At 59.2% G+C, this 21,768-nt stretch carries 15 protein-coding genes; 5 read left to right on the top strand and 10 right to left on the bottom strand.

Annotation, left to right across the window (positions count from 1 at the left end; all coding sequences use genetic code 11):
* Positions 1-262: 262 nt before the first annotated feature.
* Complete coding sequence (locus OZX73_RS00260; RefSeq protein WP_277150857.1) at positions 263-1,924, top strand: threonine/serine exporter family protein; 1,662 nt, start codon at positions 263-265, stop codon at positions 1,922-1,924.
* A gap of 273 nt (positions 1,925-2,197) precedes the next feature.
* Positions 2,198-3,754 carry an ATP-binding protein gene (locus OZX73_RS00255; RefSeq protein ID WP_277149539.1) on the top strand — a complete coding sequence of 519 codons (1,557 nt, stop codon included), beginning with the start codon at positions 2,198-2,200 and terminating at the stop codon, positions 3,752-3,754.
* A gap of 101 nt (positions 3,755-3,855) precedes the next feature.
* Here the strand turns inward: OZX73_RS00255 and trpS are convergent, their stop codons facing one another.
* Positions 3,856-4,965: a tryptophan--tRNA ligase gene (gene trpS, locus OZX73_RS00250; protein ID WP_277149537.1), complete on the bottom strand. Its 1,110-nt coding sequence runs from the start codon at positions 4,963-4,965 to the stop codon at positions 3,856-3,858.
* Positions 4,966-5,117: 152 nt separating this feature from the next.
* On the opposite strand from trpS, the gene OZX73_RS00245 reads away from it, so the two are divergent.
* Positions 5,118-5,528 carry a DUF3073 domain-containing protein gene (locus OZX73_RS00245; protein ID WP_277149535.1) on the top strand — a complete coding sequence of 137 codons (411 nt, stop codon included), beginning with the start codon at positions 5,118-5,120 and terminating at the stop codon, positions 5,526-5,528.
* Between the two features lie 286 nt (positions 5,529-5,814).
* Here OZX73_RS00245 and OZX73_RS00240 read toward each other — a convergent pair whose 3' ends face one another.
* Both OZX73_RS00240 and OZX73_RS00235 read right to left on the bottom strand, forming a co-directional pair.
* Positions 5,815-6,231, bottom strand: coding sequence for a sterol carrier family protein (locus OZX73_RS00240; protein ID WP_277149533.1), 417 nt, complete (start codon positions 6,229-6,231; stop codon positions 5,815-5,817).
* Between the two features lie 232 nt (positions 6,232-6,463).
* Complete coding sequence (locus OZX73_RS00235; protein ID WP_277149531.1) at positions 6,464-6,679, bottom strand: hypothetical protein; 216 nt, start codon at positions 6,677-6,679, stop codon at positions 6,464-6,466.
* 222 nt (positions 6,680-6,901) lie between these two features.
* Between OZX73_RS00235 and OZX73_RS00230 the strand changes: the two genes are divergently transcribed.
* Positions 6,902-7,645, top strand: coding sequence for a rhomboid family intramembrane serine protease (locus OZX73_RS00230; protein ID WP_277149529.1), 744 nt, complete (start codon positions 6,902-6,904; stop codon positions 7,643-7,645).
* 285 nt (positions 7,646-7,930) lie between these two features.
* Here OZX73_RS00230 and OZX73_RS00225 read toward each other — a convergent pair whose 3' ends face one another.
* The 6 genes from OZX73_RS00225 to OZX73_RS00200 all read right to left on the bottom strand — a co-directional run bounded on the left by OZX73_RS00225 (position 7,931) and on the right by OZX73_RS00200 (position 19,376).
* Entirely contained in the window at positions 7,931-9,034 is a 1,104-nt protein-coding gene (locus tag OZX73_RS00225; RefSeq protein ID WP_277149527.1) for a D-alanine--D-alanine ligase, read from the bottom strand.
* Positions 9,035-9,217: 183 nt separating this feature from the next.
* Positions 9,218-10,582: a PLP-dependent aminotransferase family protein gene (locus tag OZX73_RS00220; RefSeq protein WP_277149525.1), complete on the bottom strand. Its 1,365-nt coding sequence runs from the start codon at positions 10,580-10,582 to the stop codon at positions 9,218-9,220.
* A 178-nt stretch (positions 10,583-10,760) separates the two neighbouring features.
* Positions 10,761-13,370: a hypothetical protein gene (locus OZX73_RS00215; protein WP_277149523.1), complete on the bottom strand. Its 2,610-nt coding sequence runs from the start codon at positions 13,368-13,370 to the stop codon at positions 10,761-10,763.
* A gap of 215 nt (positions 13,371-13,585) precedes the next feature.
* Positions 13,586-15,877, bottom strand: a complete 2,292-nt coding sequence (locus OZX73_RS00210) for a lipid II flippase MurJ (RefSeq protein WP_348519454.1) — start codon at positions 15,875-15,877, stop codon at positions 13,586-13,588.
* Complete coding sequence (locus OZX73_RS00205) at positions 15,874-18,723, bottom strand: DUF6049 family protein (RefSeq protein ID WP_277149520.1); 2,850 nt, start codon at positions 18,721-18,723, stop codon at positions 15,874-15,876. Before OZX73_RS00205 ends, OZX73_RS00210 begins: the two co-directional genes overlap by 4 nt.
* On the bottom strand, positions 18,720-19,376 hold the full coding sequence (locus OZX73_RS00200; protein ID WP_277149518.1) for an NUDIX hydrolase: 657 nt from the start codon (positions 19,374-19,376) through the stop codon (positions 18,720-18,722). The genes OZX73_RS00205 and OZX73_RS00200 overlap by 4 nt, the downstream gene beginning before the upstream one ends.
* A 190-nt stretch (positions 19,377-19,566) precedes the next feature.
* Here OZX73_RS00200 and OZX73_RS00195 point away from each other — a divergent pair, with 190 nt between their 5' ends.
* Positions 19,567-20,994 (top strand): CCA tRNA nucleotidyltransferase, encoded by a 1,428-nt coding sequence (locus OZX73_RS00195; RefSeq protein WP_277150856.1) that lies wholly within the window; start codon positions 19,567-19,569, stop codon positions 20,992-20,994.
* Between the two features lie 138 nt (positions 20,995-21,132).
* On the opposite strand, the gene OZX73_RS00190 is transcribed toward OZX73_RS00195, so the two are convergent.
* Entirely contained in the window at positions 21,133-21,768 is a 636-nt protein-coding gene (locus OZX73_RS00190; RefSeq protein ID WP_277149516.1) for a LytR C-terminal domain-containing protein, read from the bottom strand.

Here is a 21,768-nt window from a genome sequence, read left to right as displayed (position 1 = left end):
CAAGGACGAGGAAATCGGCAGGGACGCGGTGGCCGAGGACATCGAGAAAACGGTGAACGGTGGCGATGACGACGCTGAAGGTGGAGACGATTCCGGGCTGGATGACATTTTTGGGGATTTGGATGAATCCGATTCCGAGGAATACAGGCGCGTGGCCGAAGCGGTGGCCTCTATTGACGATGGCGAAAGCAGGGGCGATGCCACAGGTTCTGGCGCTCGCGGCGACCACCGGGCCAAAGTGCACGACCGGTTGACGCATTACATGCCGTTGGACACCGCCGACATCGAGCGGGATTGGGATATGCCGGTGGTCGACGCTGGTATCGCGGCGAAGGCCAGCATCATCGTGCGGGTCGGTTTGCTCGATCTCGGTGCGGGCACCGGAAGTTTCCGCGTTCATGAGATGATGCACCGCATCGGTTTTCCGCTTGGCGTGCACGTCCGCGCGAACGTCAACCTGACTGACATGGAGGCGTCGTGCAGCGATGGCGTCAGCAGGATCACGCAGGTTGTCGATTTGCCGACGACCGGAGTCAATACGGAGCGGATCTGGCTGCTTGAGCATTTCGCGGACTGGTTCAGCGTCAATATCGGCGAGCCTGGGACGACATATCACGCCCAGCCCACGGTTTCGCAGGAGGTCGTGCAACAGCTGGATAATCCCGAAGCCCAGCGTTCGGTGTTGCTGGCCACGCAAAAGGCCCACCGCGAACTCGAGAAGCGCAAGCGTGTCCACGACAAGGCCGTCAAGCGCGTTAAAAAGCGCGGTTTCCGCCCGCCGAAAGGCCAGTATGCCGAGCATTTCGAGCACATCGGCAAGACGCGCGAAGACGTCGCAGCCGAGCAGGTTGCCCAATCTCAGCAAGCATCACAAACGGTTTCCAAGAAAACAACAGACTTTAAATCCAAACCTAAGGTCACAGCAAAAGCCAGTCACGGCATCACCGTGCGGCAGGCGCACGAGCGACTGAGCCTGATCCAGCACCGCAAACCGCTATACGCCCCGTGGTTCTCGGGACTCGCGGCGGCCGTGGCGTGCGCATCCTTCGTTTTCCTGCTCGGCGGCGGCCCGTTTGACATGATTGGCGCATTCGTGGGCGCGGGTATCGGCCAGTGGGCTCGTCGGCGGCTTTTTGCCTACCATCTGAACCAATTCTTCGTCACTTTCGTCGCCGTCGCCGCGGCAGCGTTCGCCTGTATTGGCACACTACGCCTTATAGGTTTCATCGACCCGGTCGCGCTCCGGCACGACACCGCCTACATCGGCGCGATGCTCTTCGTGATCCCCGGTTTCCCGCTGATCACCGGTGGTCTTGACATCGCCAAAATGGACCTGCCAAGCGGCATTCAGCGCTTGGTCTATACGATGGCGCTCATCTTGATGGCCACGCTCGCCGGTTGGATGGTCGCGACCATCGTCCACCTCAATCCGCAAGGTTTCGAGCCGCTCGGTCTCAATCCGTGGGTCAACGCCGGCCTGCGCTTGCTCACCGCGTTCGGAGGGGTCTGGGGCTTCTCGGTCCTCTTCAATTCGCCGCAGCGCATGTGCTTCACTGCCGCCGTCATCGGCGCCATCACCGACACCCTGCGTCTGACGATAGTCGACATGGGCATGCCGCCGGAAGCCGCCGCGTTCCTGGGCGCGATGCTTGCCGGTCTGCTCGCCTCGCTTTGGCGCTCGTCGGTGCGCCACGGCTTTCTGCCGCCCTACCTCGGCTATCCGCGCATCTGCCTGACCGTTCCGGCCATCGTCATCATGGTGCCCGGCCTTTATATGTACCGCGCGATGTTCTACCTCGGCCAGTTCGACACCTTGAACGCCCTCGACTGGACCTTCCGCGCCTTCATGGTCATCCTTTGCCTGCCCATCGGCCTGGCGATGGCCCGCGTGATCACCGACAAGTCCTGGCGCTACGACGTGTGAAACGGGAGATTTGTCGAAAAACCGATGTTGATGGTTTTGATTTTATGAATTCTTAGAATTCTAAAAACTTGATTTATAATTCTAAGAACTCTTAATCAGATTCTTAGAATATGCAGTAAAATTCTTAGAATTATATGTATCGATTAACAGAATTTTATAGAATTTTGATTCTTTAAAAATAAATTTGATAAACTGTGTACAAGAATTTGATAAATTTTTACAAATTTGATAAATTTGAAATTAAGATTTAATAAATTTAGGCAAAGGATTGTCGTGATAGAAATCGAATTGCAAAGTTTGGTTGAGAAAATTCAAAAGGTAAAAGCAGAATCACCGACGATTGAGCTTAAAGCCGCAAGGTCTGGTTGTCCAACGCATCTTTATGACACGTTATCGAGTTTTTCAAATCAGGATGCTGGCGGGACCATCGTCTTTGGAATCGATGAAAAGGAAGATTATGCGGTTTGTGGTGTCTATGATGCCCAAGATTTACAAAAACGTGTCACTGAGCAATGCAATCAGATGCGACCTAAAGTCCGTGCGGTTTTTACCCTTTGTAATATTGATGGCAAAACGGTTGTTAGCGCCGAAATCCCTTCACTCGATGTCTCCGAGCGTCCATGTTTTTATGCGAGCAAAGGACGTTACAAAGGCTCGTATGTTCGTGTAGGCGATGCCGATGAGCCTATGGATGAGAATGAGATTTATGGTTATGAGGCGTTTCGCAAGAAGTATGAAGATGAATTGAGGCCGGTTGAAAGAGCTGGCATAGAGGATTTTTCGACTGTAAAATTGATGGAATATAAAGCGAAGCTGGTTGAAGGCAGACCAAATCTGGCAAAGCTTGACGATTCCCGAGTTCTTGATCTTATGGGAATGACTAAAGATGGGGCACCGACACTCGCCGGCATGTTGATATTAGGAGAATACCCTCAGGCTTTCTTCCCTCAGCTTGACATTATTGCGACTGTATTGCCGGGAACCGAAGTTGGAGAGGCTGGGGTTTCAGGCGAACGTTTTGTCGATAATCAGAGAATTGATGGCACGCTTGACCAGCAGCTCCAAGAGGCAATGGATTTTGTGCGGAAAAATATAAGGACATCCGTCACAATCACCAAAGAAGGTCAGCGGGTTGACCGGCCACAGTATCCGTTGGATGCTGTTCGAGAATTAATCCTCAATGCCCTTGTCCACAGGGATTACAGCATTCATATCCAAGGTATGCCAATTCAGTTGCAGATTTTTGCTGATCGTTTGGTAGTCACCAATCCTGGCGGCTTGTACGGGCGCATGACGGTGGATAAACTCGGAAAAGCGCAACCGGACACCAGAAACCCGGTCATCGCGAATACGATGGAAATTATGGGATTAACAGAAAACCGTTATTCTGGTATTCCTGCCGTTCGCTACTTGACCAAGGTAGCTGGTTTGCCCGCGCCGGAATTTGAAAGCAAGAATGGTGAGTTTCGGGCGATTCTGAGATTGTCGAAGAGCGAGAATCTGGCAAGAAAACTTAGTCGTAGAGGAACAGGGCTTTCTGAGCTTGCAGCAGAAACCAACAACCCCATATCTTATGGTGCGCCCGGTATTGGTTTGGGCATGTCTGCGGTGCAAATGCTGCAAGAAAAGGATTCTCATCGTAATCCTGAAGCAATACTTGAATATTGTCGTATACCGCGTACCCGTAAGGAACTTTCGGAATTTGTCGGTTTGGGCAGTGGATATACCATGCAACGATACGTGAATCCGTTGGTGCGCGAAGGTAAGTTGGCATTGGGGATACCGGAGAAACCGAACAGTAGCAAGCAGACCTACCGGGCGGTCGAATAGCAGAAAGGTCGGTCGATACAAATTAGGGATGGATGATTGCCATTGACGGATTTCGTATCGACCGACCTTTTGGTTCGATGTTCGACGAGTAATTTTGAGGCTCAGTACTTCATGCCCATGGCCTCGCGGACCTGGTCGAGGGTTTCCTCGGCGATGGCTTCGGCGCGCTGGTTGCCGTCGTGGATGATGTCGCGGATCGAGTCCATGTCCTTGGCCAGTTCGGCGCGGCGCTCACGGTGAGGGGCGAGGAATTCGTTGACGGACTTGATGACATACTGCTTCAAAGCCCCTGCACCCGCGTCACCGATTTCCTCGGCGATATCCTTCGGGTCACGGTCGGTGACGAGGCCGGCGGTGGTCAAAAGCGCCGAAACCTGCGGGCGGTTGATCGGATCAAATGTAATACGACGTTCGGAATCGGTCGGGCTTTTCTTGATGAGCTTGGCGGTCTCCTCCGCAGTGGCGCTCAGCGAGATGGCGTTGCCGTAGGACTTGCTCATCTTGCGGCCGTCGAGTCCCGGAATCTCTGGCGCGTCGGAAAGGATGGCCGTCGGTTCGGGGAAAACGGGATTCTTCTTCGCATACCGCTCATTGAACCGACGTGCGATGGTGCGCGTGATCTCAATGTGCGGCAGCTGATCTTTGCCGACCGGCACGACGTTGGCCTTGCAAAAAAGGATGTCGCAAGCCTGATGGACGGGGTAGGTCAACAGCAGACCCGTCAAGGCATGGCCGCTCGCCTCTTCTTCGGCCTTGACGGTCGGGTTGCGCAGGAGTTCCGCCTCAGTCGCCAAAGACAAGAACGGCAGCATGAGTTGATTTTCGGCCGGCGTCGCGGAGTGTGCGAAGATCATGGTCTTGTTCGGGTCGATGCCAGCGGCGAGATAATCCAAAACCATGTTGAGTGTGTTGTCCTGGATGTGCTCGGTGGTGTCGCGGTCGGTGATGACCTGGTAATCGGCGATGAGCACGTTGGTGTGCACGCCCTTGTTCTGCATCTCTACACGCTCGCGGATGGTGCCGAAGTAATGCCCGAGGTGCAGGCGCCCGGTCGGCCGATCGCCGGTGAGCATGGTGAACTTGCCGGGATTCTTCTCAAGCTCCGCCGAAACGGCGTCCGAACGTTTCTTCGCGGCGACGAAACTCGCGCTGATCTCGTTGCCCGCCGCCGTGACCTGTTCGTCTTCTCCGCTGTTTTGTGTGTCCGCCATGGCCCGTCCTCAATCGTTTACTGTTCTGTAGAAAATGGCTTGAAATCTTGTTTTTATGGTAAAAGTCTGAGCCGACAATGAAACGTGACGGATTGGGTGGTATCCTACTTATTGATGGATTAAATGCGACTGAAAATTATTCGGGGGGTCAAATGGGCCGCGGACGTCAAAAGGCGAAACAGAAGAAAATAGCCCGTAAGCTTAAGTATTTGACAACCGACACCGATTATGACGAGCTGGCCAAAGAACTTGGCGCGCAGGAACCAGGGAGCGGTTCGGCCGATCCCTTCACCGAAGTCGAAAAGGAATATTCCCGCAATCACGGCAAGGTCGACGAAGACGAGAGCGTGAACGTTGCGGGCCAGCATGACGATTCGCCGGTTGCCGACGATGATCTGGACGATTACGCCAAGTGGGCTGCCGAGGCCGCAGCCAAGGCTTCCAGCGATGACAAGTCCAAGTCCGGTGCCAAGAAAGTCGCGGCGCCCAAGCCGCACAAGCCCATCCACATGCCCGTTCCCAGCGCTTTGCGCAAGCCAAAGCCCAGTGCCAGCGCGGCCTGAGTCGATTCTTGTCCTAATTGAATAAAGTTGCGCCATATTTAGCCCCTGCCTGATGGTAAGCGGCTCAAATGTAGCGCAATTTTGAGATTCCCCCATTTTTGAGCCAGTGCGGATTGGTGAGTGGCGTGATTATGGCGCAAATTAATAATCTCGCCATTTTTGAGCCATTGGTGTGTGCTCAGTGGCTTGGATGTGGCGTAATTTTATATTTCCGCCATTTTTGAGCCTTTGGTGCGCATTCAGCGGCTTGATTATGGCGCAACGCGGCATCATCGGGATGAGACGGTTAGTCCAAGGGAAGTAGCGCGCTCAAATCATCGCGCTCGCCGATGGCGCTGATGCGTCCGGCGTCCTTTTCCTCGTCCCATTTCGTCAAGCCGCAGGCCAGTCGCAGCCACACGTCCGGGTCGAGCTCGATGACGTCCGGCGGGGTGAGGTTATGCGGGTCTGAGGCGGGTCCGTCGAGGATTTTCACTGCGCCCCAAGGTGCCACGCGCACCTCGACGCCAGGACCGGGAGCTTTGTTTTCCAAGAGATAGAGCGAATATCGCACGGCCATCGCCCAGGTGTTGCGCGGCAGGTCGTCTGGTGAAAACGCAAGTCTTGCCTCAAGCGGATCGCCACGGTGCGCGTCCGCCGCCTTGCGCCATTGGTCGAGCGCCGCCATGCCCTTCGAAATATCCTGTTCCCGTATCGCTGCCATAGCGCCATCGTCCCTCGCGTTGTGGACGGGATGAGGTGAGAAGTAATGTGGCCAATCCGTTGTGCTGCTGCGTTCTGTTGGATGTAATCAAAAAAGGTGTAATGCTTTAAACCTGTTGGTAATCTCTGAAACGAAGTCTGTTTGGCGCGGATAGAAGGCTTGCCAAGCAAAACAAAACCGCCGCGCTACCCCAAGGCAATGCGGCGGTTTTGAAAACGTAAATAAATACGAATCAGGCGGTAGCGGCTTCCGGGCCCTCTTCGGGCTTCGGATCGGCTTCCTTATCCAGACCCAAATCGACTGGCGATGAGCTGTTTTCCCACGGCTCTTCCCACGGATCATAGTCGGGGTTCTGCTGCTTGTACATGTACAGACCGACGACTGCAGCGAGCAGACCGCCGAAGAGCAGCGCAAAGAACTTCCAACCGTTAGAAGACTTGTTCTCCATGACGGCTCCTTTCTTAAGTGCCGGCTTGCGCGTCCAAGCCAACGTTGCTTCTATCCTAGCCGATGTTTTGTGACAATTGGGTGGAAAACCCATGAAAAACGAAAAGTTCAAGGTTTCTTGATATCGAAGTCAAGATTTCAAGCTCGGGAATTCGTTGGAATCGCAACGAAAATGCGGGGTGAAACCGAACGCCTTGTACCCGTTCGCCGATAAAATGGAGCAATGACCAATCAGAGCGGCGCCATCCAGCGCGGGTATCGAAAACTGCGGTATGAATGGCGGGCCAGCGGGCCGGTCGTGACGTGGGCGATCGTCGTGATCTGCGTGGCGATGTGGCTGGTCGAGATTTTCTGCAGGTACGCCGCGCCGCGGCAATTCGCCAATATCATCTACAGCGGGTCGTTCATTCCCGGCCTCGCGATCGTCAAGCCGTGGACGTGGTTCACCTCGATGTTCCTGCACGATCCGAACGTGCTGCACGTCCTGTGCAACATGCTCACGCTGGTGGCCATCGGGCCGTATTTGGAGGGGCTGCTCGGTCATTGGAATTTCCTCGCGCTCTACCTCATCTGCGGGCTCGGCGGTTCCGACGGACTGATGGTGTATAGCGCGGTCACCCAGAACTGGGCCATCTCCGCGTACGGCGCCTCGGACGCGCTGTTCGGGCTTTTCGGCGCGCTGCTGCTGGTTTTCCGGCGCACGCACACGGACATCCGCGCGATGCTGGCGTGCGTCGCCATCAATTTCGCGATGCCGCTTTTCGTGCCGCGCGTGGCCTGGCAGTCCCACGTCGGCGGGTTCGTCGTCGGAATCGTTCTGACGTGGTTGTTGCTTGACGGTGTCCCCGCGTTGCGTCGCCGCCCGCTCTGGGCGCGGATGCTGGTCTATGGCGCGATCGTCGTGGTCCTGCTCGTCATCCTCGCGGTGGTGCTGACCCCGGCGTGGGTGTTGCGTTTCGGGCGCTGAGCTTGCTTCGTCTGCTCGGTGGCGGGCGGGTATTAAGTCGCACTTTTTCGACGTAATTATTAGGAAAGTGCGCTTTGACATTGGTTAAGCGCATTTTCTCGACGGTAACGTTCAGGAAGTGCATTTTGCAGTGGACAAGTTGCACTTTTCTGACGCCGACTTGGAAAGTGCAACTTAAGTTTGTGTAGATATACATAGTCAACGTATTACATGAAAAATGTGCAACCTACCTAAAGCAGATTGCACATTTTTAGGTGAGTTGGCCAGCAGGAATCAGCTAGGTTCTTACTTCTCCGCGCGATGCTGGCGGAGGACGGACTCTACTAGCTGCGAGTAAAGGTCGTCCAGTTGGTAGCCGGCGGCGATGGCGGCCTGCGGAAGTTGCGAGGTCGCGGTCATGCCGGGGGCCACGTTCGACTCGAGAAATTGCGGGGTGCCAGATTCGTCGACGATGAAGTCGGTGCGGGAGATGTCGCGCAGGCTCAGCGTGTTGTGAGCCGTGAGCGCCGCTTCCTGTGCCGCTTCGAGAACGGCTTCGGGCAGGCGCGCGGGGACGTAGAAATCGGTCGGGCCGGGAGTCACGCGGGCCTCGTAATCGTAGTCACCGTCGGGCGTGGCCACCTCGAGCGGTGGCAGGACGAGCGGCTCGCCGTCGATCTCCAGCACGGAGACCGAAATCTCGGTACCGATGACGGCCTTCTCCACCAGTGCCACGTTGCCGTATGCGAAGCTGTTGACCATCGCCTGCGGGAGCTCCGACGCCTTGTCGACATGCGTGCAGCCCATCGCCGAGCCGCCTTGGGTGGGCTTGACGAACAGTGGCAGTTTCAGCGAATCGACCAGCAGATCGACCACTTTCTTCGCGCCCAGCTCGCGGAACGTCGATTCGGGCAGCGCCACCGAAACCGGGGTGGAGAGCCCGCCGAGCTTGCGCACCACGTTCTTGGCGATGGGCTTGCTCCAGGCTGTGCGCGAGGCCTTCGCGCGCGAGCCGATGTAGGGCAGGCCCTCCATCTCGAGGATGTCGCGGATCGAGCCGTCCTCGCCGTTGGCCCCGTGCAAGAGCGGCCAGACGATGTCGGGACGGGTCTCGGGGTCGCTCAGGTACGGCAGCAGCTCGCTGTCCATGTCGTGGATGGCGACGTTCCAGCCGGCCTCCTCAAGGTAGCCGCCGACGCGGTGGCCGCTGTCGAGCGAGACGTCGCGTTCGTGGCTCATCCCGCCGCAGATGACGAGCACTTTGGTCGCCGCGTGATTGATGGCCTCGTGCTGGTTCGCGCTGTGCTTGCCGTGACGCGCCTTGAGGGACGCCGAATCTGAAGGGGACTTGGCGAGACTGGCAGCTTTGCTCGCGTTTGCGGTGCTGCTGGCTTTGATATGACGTGCCATGATATCACCTTTCGATAATGAATATAAGTTGATGATTATTGCGATTTAGGAATGATACCGGACGTTTTCGGTGAGGCGTACGGGTCGACGGCGGAGGCGGGAGAATGGTGCGATGGCCATGCCGGAAAGCACCTTCCGTTCGTGCTGTGCGATTCGTGTGCAGCTTCTTGCCGTCATTTCCGTTCAGTCTTTCTTGTTCGTCTTGTCCGCGTCGGCCTTGGCGGTGCCGAAGAGTTCGGCGGTCTTGAGCTCGTTGTTCATCACGCCCGCAAGTCGCTTGATGCCAAGCGTGATTTTGTCCGGCGTCGGGTAGCAGAACGAAAGGCGCATGTGGTGCGTGCCGCTGCCGTCGAGGTAGAAGCCGGTGCCGGCCACGTAGGCGACTTTCGCGGTGATGGCGCGAGGCAGCATTTCCTTGGAATTCAGGCCTTCGGGGATCTTCAGCCAGATGTAGAAGCCGCCCTTGGGCTTGTTCCACGAACAGTACGGCAAATACTCGCGCAGCGCCGCGTCCATGGTGTCGCAACGTTCCTTGTACATGCCGCGGTACTGGCTGATCTGGTTCTTCCAGTCGAAGTTGTCGAGGTAGGTGGTGATGGTCATCTGGCTCATGTTCGGCGGGCAGAGGATCGACGCCTCGTTGGCCAGAATGAGCTTCTTGCGGATTCCCGGAGGCGCCACGATCCACGCGATGCGCATGCCTGGCGCGATGATCTTGGAGAAGCTGGAAAGGTAGACGACGTTTTCGGAGTCCATCGAACGCAGCGCGGGGTAGGTCTGCCCGTCGAAACCGAGCAGGCCGTAAGGATTGTCTTCGACGATGAGCACGTGGTATTTGCGCGCGATTTCGATGATGCGCGGGCGGCGTTCGACGCTCATCGTCACGCCGGCGGGGTTGTGGAAATTGGGGACGGTATAGAGGAACTTGACCTTTTTGCCGGCCGCAAGCTGGGCCTTGATGGTCTTTTCGAACGATTCGGGGATCAGCCCGTCCTTGTCGGTTTGTGCGTTGACCACGTCGACCTGGAAGGACGAGAAGACGCCGAGCGCACCCACGTAATTCGGGGCTTCGGCGATCACGACATCGCCCGGGTCGCACATGATGCGCGTGACCAGATCGATGGCGTTCTGCGAACCGTTGGAGATCACCACGTCGTCAGGCTGCACGTCCTTGATGCCCTCAAGCGCCATGATTTGCAATACATCTTCGCGCAGGTGCGGGTCGCCTTGCGCCGAGCCATATTGCCAGGCCACGTCGCCCTTGTCCACGAGCATCTTGGCGATAAGCTCCGAAAGCTCTTTGAATGGCAGATAGTCCAAATAGGGCATGCCACCGGCCAGCGAGACCACGTCTGGGCGCGAGGCGGTCGCAAACAAAGCCCGGATCTCGGAGGCACGCATATTGTCGGCGCGTGCCGCGTAGGAGTCATACCATGGGTCGTTCTTGAAGACCTTGGATTCGGGAGTTTTCGTCTCAGCGGTCGCGGCCTTCGTGCTTGTGGCTTTCGGTTCGCTTGAACTTCCGGAAATGTTCTTGGGCTCAGACATTGATTTCATGCCTTTCTTCGGCTACAACCGGGTTCGTCCGGCCGCGACCTATCAATCAGTTACTTCATGTGATTAAGAATATAAGAGAGGATTTTAGTCGTCATCCGCCGTCCCGTAAACGCCCAAGTGAAAACAGCACCGCTTCAACACGCTTCCGGTGGTTCTTTGGCCGTGAACCCTAGAACAGCTGGACGTGCTGGATGTAGAGGGAGTGGTTTGGCAGGGAGTCCATGGGGACCCAGAGCAAGAAGTCCTGCGAGTTGACGGGCTTCTGGAGCTTGACCTCGGTGGTGCCGCTTTGGTCGAAGGTGAACTGGGCGACCTGCTGGCCGGCGTTGGGGTCCTGCGCGGTGTTGGCGATCAGGTAGCCGGTGCCGCCGGACGTGCGGATCTGGACCTCGAAGCGGGTGACCGCGGCGGGGCTGCTCAGATGCATGTAATACGCAAGGCCGTTCTGACCGGCGGGGTTGTGGTAGAACTCCTGCTTGTCGATGGTCAGCGGCGTGTTGTTCACCGGGATCGAGGGGGCGGGCACGGCCTTGGCGATCTTGTCGGCGTTGGAGACCTTGGACGAGGCCCCGGACTTTTCGCCGCTCTTCGACGACGAGCCGCTGCCCTTCTTGCCTTGCTTGCTGGTGTCGGCGCTCTTTCCGGATTCGCCGCTTGTGCCGCTTTCGCCGCCGTTCTCGCTTTCGCTGCCGTTGCCTTGGGCGCCGAACGGTACCTTGTTGACGTCGATGTCGGGCCATGGGTTGGAGCTGGACTGCGACGACGTCGTGCCCGCGCTGGGCTTGGCTTGGTTGTGGCTGATGAGCTCGTACGCCGCGACGCCCGCGGCCGCGATGATCAACACGACCACGACGATGATGGCGACCACTTTGGTCTTGAGCTTGCCGAAAAGCGGGGTGTCGGCGATGTCATCGTCGGTGGGATTGCCCGTCTGGGCCGCCTGGCCGTTGTGCTGCGGGGTGAAGCTGGGGGGTGTGATTGCCGGGTTCGCGGCGGCGATGGCCTCCTGCTCGGCTTCGAGCGCCTGCGCGGACTCGTGGCCAGGCTCGATGAGGTTGCCGTCGGTGTCAAGCAGCGGGATGCGGCCTGTCGCCTCGGTCCGGTTCATCGGGCCGTCGACGTGGGGCGCGTCGCCGTTGGGCTTGAGCGCGAAGTCGAATTGCATCGTCGGGTTCGTGTTCTGCGTGGTGCCCGGGCCAAAATCGGGGAAGATCGAGTCGTCGGCGGTTGAATCGAAGGATTTGAAGGCGTCGGCCATTTCCGCGGCGGTCAGGTCGTGTATATCCATGCGGGGGACGGTGCCTTCCCCGTCGAGACCGGAGTCGAGGTTGACCTGCTCCTCGTTGCGGTTGCGGCCGCGCTGGCGCCACCACTTGTTGGATTTGTCTTGCGGTACTGGAGCGGAGGCGTCGGGGGCTTTGGGCGTGGCGGGTTTAGCGGTTGATTCGGTCGCGTTGCTGGCATTGCCTTTGTTGTTGGAGGCATTGTTATTGGTATCGGCGGCTTTATTGCTTGCGCTGGCGTCCGTGCCCTTGCCTGTGTTCACAACCGCTGGAGAGGTCTTCGATGAAATGGCTTTGCCGGGTAAAGTGGCCTCGGTGTCATTCGTCGTATTCGCGGCATCGGCTTTGACGCTCGCGTTTTTGGCTGATTTTTCGTTGCCTGTTATCTTGGCGGATTTGGAGTTTGCCGTGGCGTTGGCCGCATTTGAGACTGAAGGCGATGAATTGGCGGCAGCAGCTTTGTTGGCGGCGGAACCGGCGGAAGAAGCGGCCTTGCCTGCCTGCTTCTTCGATTGATTGGCCATCGCGGCCAAACCAGCGCTGGCGGCGTCAGCGCCTGCAAGCGCAGCGGCACCGGCGTTCGCGGCGGCCGTGGAGCCTGCGGTGCTGGCCGCCTGCCTCGCGCGGAACTGCAATTGGCTGGATGAAAGGTTCTGTGGGAAATCAAGCAATCCGCTCGATTTCACATGGCGCAGCGGCAGGCGCAGGATGGAGGCCTCGCCGTCGCTGGTGGGCCGTTTCACCTCGCTGGCCGGCAGATCGGCGAGCGGCTTCCAATCGCCGAGGAGTGCGACGAGCTCGGCGAGCGAGACCATCGAAAGGGTGGACTGCCCGTCCATGTCCTGCACCTTGAGGCCACGCTCGCAGATGATGCGGAATTCCTCGGGCACGTCGTCGGGCAGCGCGGAGAGGTCGAAGCCCTTGATCTCCGTGGTCCATTCGCCGACGATCATGGCATAGAGCAACGCGGCGAGCTCGTGGACCGCCAGCATCTCCGGATCCATGTGCGGCATGTGCAGGGTGTCGGCGAACAGGGCCTCGAGCGGGGCGTCGGCGATCTGCACGCCTTTTGATGTAATACGAATGATGTCCGTGCCCAAGGCGTCCATTTTCAAGTCGTCGTGAAGCAGAGTTTCCAGGCCGTCGGCGGTCTCGGCGACGATCGAGCGCATGGCCTCGTAGCCGAGCTTGCGGGTGCCGTGGCCGAGGAAATTGTTGAGCGAAAGGCCCTGGTCGAGATGCGTGATGAGCACGGGCAGGTCGCCGACGTGCTGGATCTGGATGACCTGTGTGAAATGCGGGTTGCGCGAAAGGGTAAGCGTGGACGCGATGGCCTCGAAGCTCGGGATAGCGGCCTTGTCGGTGACGATGAAGAGCTGGCAGTCGCGCGCGAGGATGCGGTCGTTGGCCTTCCATGCCTCGAGGCCGGGCACGCTACGCAGCGGCGTCACCAACGTGTATCGGCTGATGACGATGTCTCCCAGCTGTGGCTTCATAATATCCTCGACCCTACATGCGAAAACTTGTGTAAACGGACTCCGACGGCAAAACCGCCCTTTCATTCTATCCGTGGCCGTGGCCGTGGCGAAAGTTTTTCTGGCAAGGTTTTGTGTTGGTTTGGTTTTGTATTACAAACGATGGGGTTGACGGGCGATTGTGCCGGGTTTGGCGGGGTGATGGTTTTGGACTTGGTAGGGACCCTGACCGGGTCTCAGTCCTTTGCGTGGCGGGGCACCAGTGATTGCTGCGGTTTGTCGAGCACGTTGTCGATGTCGTAGGGCAGGCCAAGAGAGCGCGGGGTGAGCCAGCTGGCGTTGTTGGCATGCGTGGCTTGCGGGGCGTCCTCGCTGCGCGGGACCGGCCAGTCGGACACGTCGATCAACGGGGCTACACCGTTGCCTGATTCGTTGGAATCGTTGGGCTCAAGCGGTTCGATGGGCAGCGCTGGAATTGAATCATCGGAAGAGGTCGGTTCCGCAATTCCGTCTTGCGGTCGCGCTGGTTGTGCGGATGAAGCGTTCGGGTTTGGGGTCGTCGGCGCGGCTTTGGCGCCTTTGCTATTGGCGTTGCCGGAATTGTTGTCATCGTCATCGTCGTTGGCGGGCGCTTCGGGTTCATCGGGGACACCGTAATTACCGGGTATTCCGGCGTTCTCGATTTCCTCGGTCATGCCGAAATTATTGTTCTGCCGTGAACTGTCGATGTCGTTGTCATGGTTCTCAATGTCATCGCTGTTTCCGATAACGCTATTGGCGCCATTGCTGGAAACCACTCTGACGCCATGCTCCGAATGCTCGGTGTTTTCGTTGCTCTCGGCGTGCGCTCCGCCGGGGATTCTGATGCCGAACTTGCCGGCCAGCATGCGTGCGATGGGCATCAATTCGTGTGTACGAAGTACCCACAATGTACCCACATAGAGCACCAAAACGACGATGGCGAGCACGAAGCAGACGCCCACAGCCTGGAACCAGTTCATGTGTCCACCGCGTACCCCGGCACCGGCCTCGATGTCCGCGCGGAAAAGCCCGTAGACCGGGTAGCGCAGCAGGTAGCCGCCGGCGACGGCGACCAACGTGGCGATGATGGCCTTGGCGAAGCTGGCGGTGATGCGTTTGCCGTCGATGTTGCCGTTGAAACGCTTGCGGATCATCACCAGCAGTAGCGGGAAGGCGAGCACGTAGCTGATGGAGATGGAGAACGCCATCAGCGAGGCCCAGTTGAACGGCGAGATGAACAGCTCTCCAACCAGCACGAGCACGATCTGTATGCCATTCTGCAGGACGACGAAGAGGAAGGGGTGGTAGCCGTCCTCGAAGGCGTAGAACGTGCGCTGGATGAGCAGGTAGGCCGAGGAAATCGGCAGGCTCAGCGAAAGCAGGCTCATCGGCCCGGCCATCAGTATCGCTTCCTTGACGTTGACGCTCGGCAGCAGGGCCAGCGCGATGGGCGTGGGCATCACCACGAAGGCGACGGTGAAGAAGCACATCAACAGCCACACGTTGCGCAGCGACTCGCTCAGGTCGCGGCGCGCGCCGGCGATGTCGTGGTCGGCGACGGCTTGCGCGATTTTCGGGAAGATGGCCGTGGCCACCGACACCGCGATGAGCGAATACGGCAGGATGTAGATGGTGTAGGCGTTCTGGTACGAGGCGTTGCCGGCGATGTCGAACTGGCTGATGTGCTGCATCGCGGCGGCCTTTTCGGGCGCGCTGGTGAGGATGCGGGTGTTGACGATGTTGGCGATCTGGCCGATGACCACGATGCCGAGGCTCCAGCCCGCCACCGAGCCCATCGAGCGCAGGCCGATGCCGCGGACGCCCCAGCTCGGGCGGTAATGGATGCCGATGCGGAAGAGCGGGACGAAGAGGATGAGCGCCTGGAAGGCCACACCGAGCGTCCATGTGCCGGCGGTCAGCGCCATCTTGTCTGGGGTCCAGTAGCCCAGCGGCTGGTGGCTGGCGCGGCCGAACATCAGGATGAAGGCGGTGAAGCCGATGCAGCTGATGACGTTGGCCCCTACCGAGCTCCAGGCGTACGTGCCGAAATGGTCCTTCGCCGCCAGTATTTGCCCGACCACCGTGTAAAGGCCGTAGAAGAAGATCTGCGGAACGCACCAGAAGGTGAACGAGGTCGACAGGGCCATCATGTCCGAACCCGCATGGACATAGAGGCGTACGAGCAGCGGGGTGAGCGCGGCGACCAGCGCGGTGACGCCCGCCAAAAGGACGATGGCGAAGGTGATGAGCTTGTTGAGCCGGTCCTCGGCGTCCTTGGCCTTGAGCGTGCGCACGATCTGCGGGACGAGCACGGCGTTGAAGATGCCGCCGGAGACGAGCGTGAAGATGACCTGCGGGATGGTGGAGCCGGCTTGGTAGGCGTTCGCGGCGAGGCCGGTGGTGCCGAGTGCCGCAGCCAGAAGGATCGTGCGAACCTGGCCGGTGACGCGGCTCGCCGCCGTGCCCACGGCCATGACCATGGAATTATGACCTACAGAAGAGCTCATTCGTCAGGATCTTTCTTACGGTTGAATTGGCGCCACAGGCCGAGCGCGCCCAGGACCAGCGCGACGGCTATGAAAATGATGCCGCTCTTGTCGCTCAGACGCAAGGTGCTGGTGATGCGTGTCGATTGCGGGGCGGAGAAGGCGTCGCCCTTGCGGTCGGTGAGCGTCAGGTGCGCCGTGGCCGTGCCGCTTGTGGCGACGCGGACGTTGAACGTGGTCTGGGCTTCGCTGCGGGCGGGGATGGAAAGCGTGGCGAATCGGGACGTGACGATTTCCATCGAATCGGAAAGCGATGAGATCTTCACCTTGACTGGGTAAGGGTGGTTGTTGCTCACCGTCACTGGCATTTTCGCGGTCTCGCTCAGGACAGTGATGGACTCCGAAGGGGTGATGGTGATGCCGTTCATCAGCTGGGCGGCGAGGTTTTGGGCGCTCGCGGTCATCCGTTTGGTGACGACGTCGCTGGTCGAAAGCGCGTGCAGGGCGATGGTGTTCTGCAGCGTGGTGATGGCGGCGATCCAGTCGCAGCCGTTTTTGGAGCGCTTGGCCGTGGCGTCGGCGTCCTGGCGGGCGAGAGCCTGCGCGTCGCCGGTGTCGGTTTGGTTGTTTGCATTGCCGTTGCCATTGCCGCTGCCGTTCGTGGGCGTTGAGGACGAGGCGTTGCCTGAATCGTTGGATTTGCTGGAATCGGAGGTTTTGCCGGATTTGTCGGCGTTGCCGGACGTACTGGAATTCGTTGATTGGCCTGATTTGCCGCTGGTGTCTCCGTTGGTTTTGGAACCGGAATTTGCGTCCGAGCTCGAAGCGGAACTCGAGCTTGAATTGGAATCCGAAGCCGACCCGGACTGCGACCCCGAACCCGATTTCGAATCCGCCCCTGAACCCGTTCCGTTCGAAGAGCCGGTCTGCCCGCTTTTCTCGCCGTTGCCCGTCGACGATTGGGCGGAAGACTCGTCGAGGATGGAGGTGTTGAAGCGGTCGATGTCGTTTTCGCTGGCCGTGAGATCCGAAAGGGCCTGTCGCGTACGGTTCAGCGCGGAAGCGTGGATGTCCGGCGAACTCGGCACCATCGCGGCGGCCTTCTCCCCGGAAAGGTAGGCTTCGGCCTGGTTCAGCTCGCCCAGATTGCTCAGCTTGAGCCACGGGGCCTGCTCCACGGTCTGCATCAGGGTGCCCGCGTCCTGCGCCGAGCTTTCGGAATTGGCGGTGCTGGTGTCGAAGCAGACCAGCAGGTTGCGTGTGGCGTAAGGGCTTTCCATCTGGTAGAAGGCGCTTTGGGCCATGAACCGGGCGAGCCTGCCCGCGGCGCTCGATTCCCCGTCCACCTTCTTGTCGGTGGGCTTGCCTTGCGCAAGCCTGCTTAGCTCGTCCTGCGCGGTGAGCACGGTGATGTCGCCAGCGTTGGTATGGATGATGTACTTGCCCGTGCGGATGGTGGAATTTGTATTACTATCTGCGGCGCCTGTCGCGTCGGGAGCGATGACGGTGGAATAACCCTGCGCTTTGGCCGCTTCCAGCGATGCTATCGTCCACTGCCCGTGGCCCGGCCAGGCGTAAAGCGCCGGATTGGCCTTGTTGTCGCCGAGCGCCGCGCGGTATTCTTGCACGCCGGTCTCCGCATTCCACGCCTTGGCTGCGATGCCGGCCTTTTCGTAGGCGGCGCCGTCGTTGATCGCCGAATACGTGGTGATGTCGAAATCACCCGGCTGCATGATCCCGCTCGACAACGGCGGCACGGCGAGGCTTTGCGCCAGCGTCGGGTCGGTAATCACCTGCAGGTTCTGGTGCTTGCTGATGAGCTGGTCGACGGCTTGGGAAAGCTTGCCTGCGTTCACGATTTTGCTGGCATCGACCTCGCCCGCGGTCATCAGCTGCGTCATCTTGTTGCCGTCGGTCTGCCAGCTGTCGCTGGTCAGCGGCATGGCGAGGGTGATGTCCATCGGCGGGGTGTTGGCGGTTTTGAGGCCGTCGGTCGACCGGGTCAGGAAGGTGTGGGTGGTGTTGAGGTACGTCTGCTTCTGCAACGTGCGGGTCCTGCCGTTGCTTTGCGGCAGCGTGCCGAATGAGTAATCGATGCGGACCGGCTTTGGCCCCCACGAGAGCATGTTCTTGAGGCTCGGCTGGTCCGGATTCGCGTCGATGGTGAGGCTGGTCTTCTCGCCTTTCGCGATCGACGGGACGGCGACCTGCCCGATTTGGTTGGGCACTTGGATCCGCGAATTGCCCTGCGCCCATTGCTGCAGGTCCGAGCGCGAGGCGAACGTGTAATAGTCATTGACGGAGACCGTCAGCGTGCCTTCCGGCAACGCGTCGTCGCTGATGTTCTTGATGGTCACGCTCAGGTGATAGCCGGAGTTCGAAGTGACCACGGGCGTCGAAGCGTCGATGGTGAGCTTGGCGGTTTTGTCATCGACATCGCTGGTTTGGTCGTCGGCCGCCGTGTCGTCCTGTGAGCCGCTTTGCGTCGATTGTCTGGATACCGAGGAATTCGAGGAGCGGGGCGATGTCGTCTGCCGGTTTGGCGATGGCTCTTTGGAAGTCGCGTTTCCCTGCGGGGTCGTTGGTTGCGTCGGTGTCGCCGGCTTGGGTTGCTCGCCGCCGGATTCACCGGGGTTAGGCGTCTCGGGCGAGCTGCTCGGATCCACCGAGCCGCCGCCCTCCGAGGAGCTTTCCGGCGGATCCGCCTCCGATGGGTTGCTCGCGAAGGCCGCGCCCGATGGCACCATCAAGGCGAAAGCGCACAGCATCGCGGTCACCGTCGCCGCAACAGCCGATATCCGCTTGGATATGGCTGGCCGCAAGCCGGGCGCATTGGCGTCGGTGACGCAGGGGTGCGAGTGTTTCAACCTTCTGCCTGCCTGTTCAGTTTCTTGGCGTAAAGCCACGCGATTTTACGTTCGTTAGGATAGCTCAGCACGTTGTCAAGGTCATCGAAATCCACCCAGATGGCGTCCTCGGCCTCGTGGTCCGGATCGCCTTCCACCGTGAGCGTCCCGCCGATCTGCTTCAGCGCGAAGTGATGGACCAATTTATGAACGCGCTCGGACTGGCCGGTGAACCAATAATCGATGGTGGCGATGGAATCCACGACCTCGCCCAATATCCCGGTCTCTTCGTGCACCTCGCGCACGGCGGTCTGCTCAGGCGTCTCGCCCTTTTCGATATGGCCTTTCGGCAGGCACCACTCGAGGTGGCCACTGCGGGAATGGCGGGCGATGAGCGCGACGCGGTTGCGGTCGTCGAAAATCAAGCCGCCGGCTGAATATTCGCGGGCGACCGGCAGTTCCTGGGCGTCGAGCGTGGCGAATTTCGTGGGCCCGTGGGCGGCGCGGTGGTGCGGCATCATCTTCGGTGTCGGCGCCCCGTCCGGCTCGATGAAGCGGACGATGTGCTCCTCGGACTGCGAGGTATACAGCAACTTGTCATGTTTCTCGCCATTTTGGGCGCGCTCGCCCGAGGCGTTGGCTATCATGCGAGCCAGGTCTGCGGGCGTTATCATACAACCCAGCTTACTCAGACGGATGTGCAGGTAGGGTAACGGCTTATCAAAGGGCACAAAACCGGCCAGTCGTGCCCGCTCGTTTCGCGTCGTTCATCTATATATCAAGGTATGTGTTCAGTAATGGCACATGCGTGCAACGGTGACGGTATGCTGGAAGCGCGTGAAATTCGAACGTTGGAGGCAAATCGTGGAGTTTGAGGTGTGGCCTGAGGCCATCGAGCTGGGGCGCATGTTCGCAGAGCAAGGCTACGAGCTTTCGCTGGTGGGCGGGCCCGTGCGCGACCTGCTGCTGCACCGCAAAAGCCATGACCTCGATTTCTGTTCCTCCGCGCGGCCTGAGCAGTTCGAGCCGATTCTGAAGCGGTTCGGCCACGACGGCTTTTGGGATATGGGCCGCAAATTCGGCACGTTGGGCGCGATGCGGCGTCGCAAGGACGGCACCGAAGTCAAGGTCGAAGTCACGACGTACCGCTCCGACAAATACGATCCCGATTCCCGCAAGCCGGCCGTTGAGTACGGCGATTCGCTGGAAGGCGACCTTTCGCGGCGCGATTTCACCGTCAACGCCATGGCTCTGCGTGTGCCCGATCTGCAATTCGTCGACCCGTTCGGCGGGGCTAGCGATTTGGCCAAGGGAATCCTGCGCACGCCGGTCGATCCGCGGCAATCCTTCGAGGACGACCCCTTGCGCATGATGCGTGCGGTGCGCTTCGTCGCCCAGCTCGGCTTCCGTATCGAGCCGGACACCGCCGAGGCCATCACCGACATGGTCGACCGCATCTCCATCGTCTCCGCCGAGCGTGTGCGTGACGAAATCACGAAGCTGCTGCTTTCCGAACGCCCGCACGAGGGCATCGAGGCGCTGGTCGATTCCGGCTTGGCCGATATTGTATTACCTGAAATTCCCGCGCTGAAGCTGGAGATTGACGAGCATCACCGTCATAAGGATGTCTTCGAGCACACGCTGATGGTGCTCGACCGCGCGATCGCTCTGGAAACCGGCCCCGACGGCCCCGTGCCGGCTCCCGACCTGACGTTGCGTTTGGCCGCGCTGCTACACGATATTGGAAAGCCCGCCACGCGTCGCTTCGAGCCGCATGGCAAGGTGAGCTTCCACCATCACGACGCCGTGGGTGCCAAGATGGTGCGCAAGCGTTTGAAGGCGTTGCGTTTCGACCACCATATCGTCTCTGACGTCAGCGAACTGGTGAACCTGCACCTGCGTTTCCACGGCTACGTCGACGAGCCTTGGACGGACTCGGCCGTGCGCCGGTATGTCAAGGATTCCGGCCATCTTTACGAGCGTCTGAACCGCCTGACCCGCGCTGACGCCACCACGCAGAACAAGCGCAAGGCGCTGATGTTCTCGGACGCGATGGACGAGCTCGAGGCCCGCGTCAAAGAGCTCAAGGAGAAGGAGGACTTCGACGCGATTCGCCCGGACATCAACGGCAACGAAATCATCGAAATCCTGGGAATTGCGCCTGGCCCCGAAGTCGGCCACGCCTACAAGCACATGCTCGACTACCGCTTGGATCACGGCCCCGCCGACCACGACACCGCTGTCGCCGAGCTCAAGCGTTGGGCCTCGGAAGTTGGTTTGATCGCCGAATAGCGCGGGAAACGCGTGCGGTCTGTGGTTTCAAAGCCAGCGGCCGCACAAACTCATGGCTTTTCTAAGGCCTCTTGAATTTGTGATGAATCAAGCTGCGCGGAAGTTAAAAACTAAGCGGGAGCGGATGATTCTCGTCGGCTACTTTTGGGCGGCTGGACGGGTGACGTCGGCGGGAAGCTTCGCCTTGTTGACCTTATCAGGTGGCGTGCAACCGTCTTTGTTCTTGATTTGAGAGCCCGGCGCCGGCACTGATTCCTTGCTGGCCAGGTTGTTGAACGTCGAGCCCAGCACCACGCTGACGACATCGTCCGTCCTGTTGTCCATCACCAGTTTCGCATCGGTGAAATTGGCGTAGACCGTGTACGCCTGGGTGATGTTGTTCTGCCCGTAGTAAATGGTGGTGCGCTCCACCTTGCGGGAATCGAAATTGCTGACGCTGACGACGTTGAAATGCCGGTTCTGCAGCGCGTCGCCGACGGCCCTGGCGAAACCGACGGATTTCGTGCCGTTGTAAACGCTGACCTTCACATTCCCGTTCTGCTGGTAGAAGGTCACGCTCTTATCCGCGGCGTTGGAGGCGCAGACCAGCGGTGCTCCGAAATTCGTTTGCGCCTGCGGCACGCCGGCGTTGCTTTTGCCGATGGTGTGGAAGAAGACGAGGACGGAGGCGATGAGCGCGACGACCATGACCGCCGCAATCGTCGAGAATATGCGCACCTGGCGGTGATGCACATATTGCTTGCGTGCCTGGCGTTCATCGGTAAATTGCTGCAT

Origin of the sequence: Bifidobacterium sp. ESL0775, from assembly GCF_029395475.1 — a bacterium.
In the GTDB taxonomy this organism is placed as follows: Bacteria; Actinomycetota; Actinomycetes; order Actinomycetales; family Bifidobacteriaceae; genus Bifidobacterium.
Note: the sequence above shows the minus strand (reverse complement) of the source record. Positions and strands in the feature narration are given on the sequence as shown.

Excerpts from the sequence above, each read along its gene's own strand:
- OZX73_RS00260 (WP_277150857.1), top strand. The coding sequence starts at position 263 with ATGCCGTTGGACACCGCCGACATCGAGCGGGATTGGGATATGCCGGTG.
- trpS (WP_277149537.1), bottom strand. The coding sequence starts at position 4,965 with ATGGCGGACACACAAAACAGCGGAGAAGACGAACAGGTCACGGCGGCG.
- OZX73_RS00245 (WP_277149535.1), top strand. The coding sequence starts at position 5,118 with ATGGGCCGCGGACGTCAAAAGGCGAAACAGAAGAAAATAGCCCGTAAG.
- OZX73_RS00240 (WP_277149533.1), bottom strand. The coding sequence starts at position 6,231 with ATGGCAGCGATACGGGAACAGGATATTTCGAAGGGCATGGCGGCGCTC.
- OZX73_RS00235 (WP_277149531.1), bottom strand. The coding sequence starts at position 6,679 with ATGGAGAACAAGTCTTCTAACGGTTGGAAGTTCTTTGCGCTGCTCTTC.
- OZX73_RS00230 (WP_277149529.1), top strand. The coding sequence starts at position 6,902 with ATGACCAATCAGAGCGGCGCCATCCAGCGCGGGTATCGAAAACTGCGG.
- OZX73_RS00225 (WP_277149527.1), bottom strand. The coding sequence starts at position 9,034 with ATGGCACGTCATATCAAAGCCAGCAGCACCGCAAACGCGAGCAAAGCT.
- OZX73_RS00220 (WP_277149525.1), bottom strand. The coding sequence starts at position 10,582 with ATGTCTGAGCCCAAGAACATTTCCGGAAGTTCAAGCGAACCGAAAGCC.
- OZX73_RS00215 (WP_277149523.1), bottom strand. The coding sequence starts at position 13,370 with ATGAAGCCACAGCTGGGAGACATCGTCATCAGCCGATACACGTTGGTG.
- OZX73_RS00210 (WP_348519454.1), bottom strand. The coding sequence starts at position 15,877 with ATGAGCTCTTCTGTAGGTCATAATTCCATGGTCATGGCCGTGGGCACG.
- OZX73_RS00200 (WP_277149518.1), bottom strand. The coding sequence starts at position 19,376 with ATGATAACGCCCGCAGACCTGGCTCGCATGATAGCCAACGCCTCGGGC.
- OZX73_RS00190 (WP_277149516.1), bottom strand. The coding sequence starts at position 21,768 with ATGCAGCAATTTACCGATGAACGCCAGGCACGCAAGCAATATGTGCAT.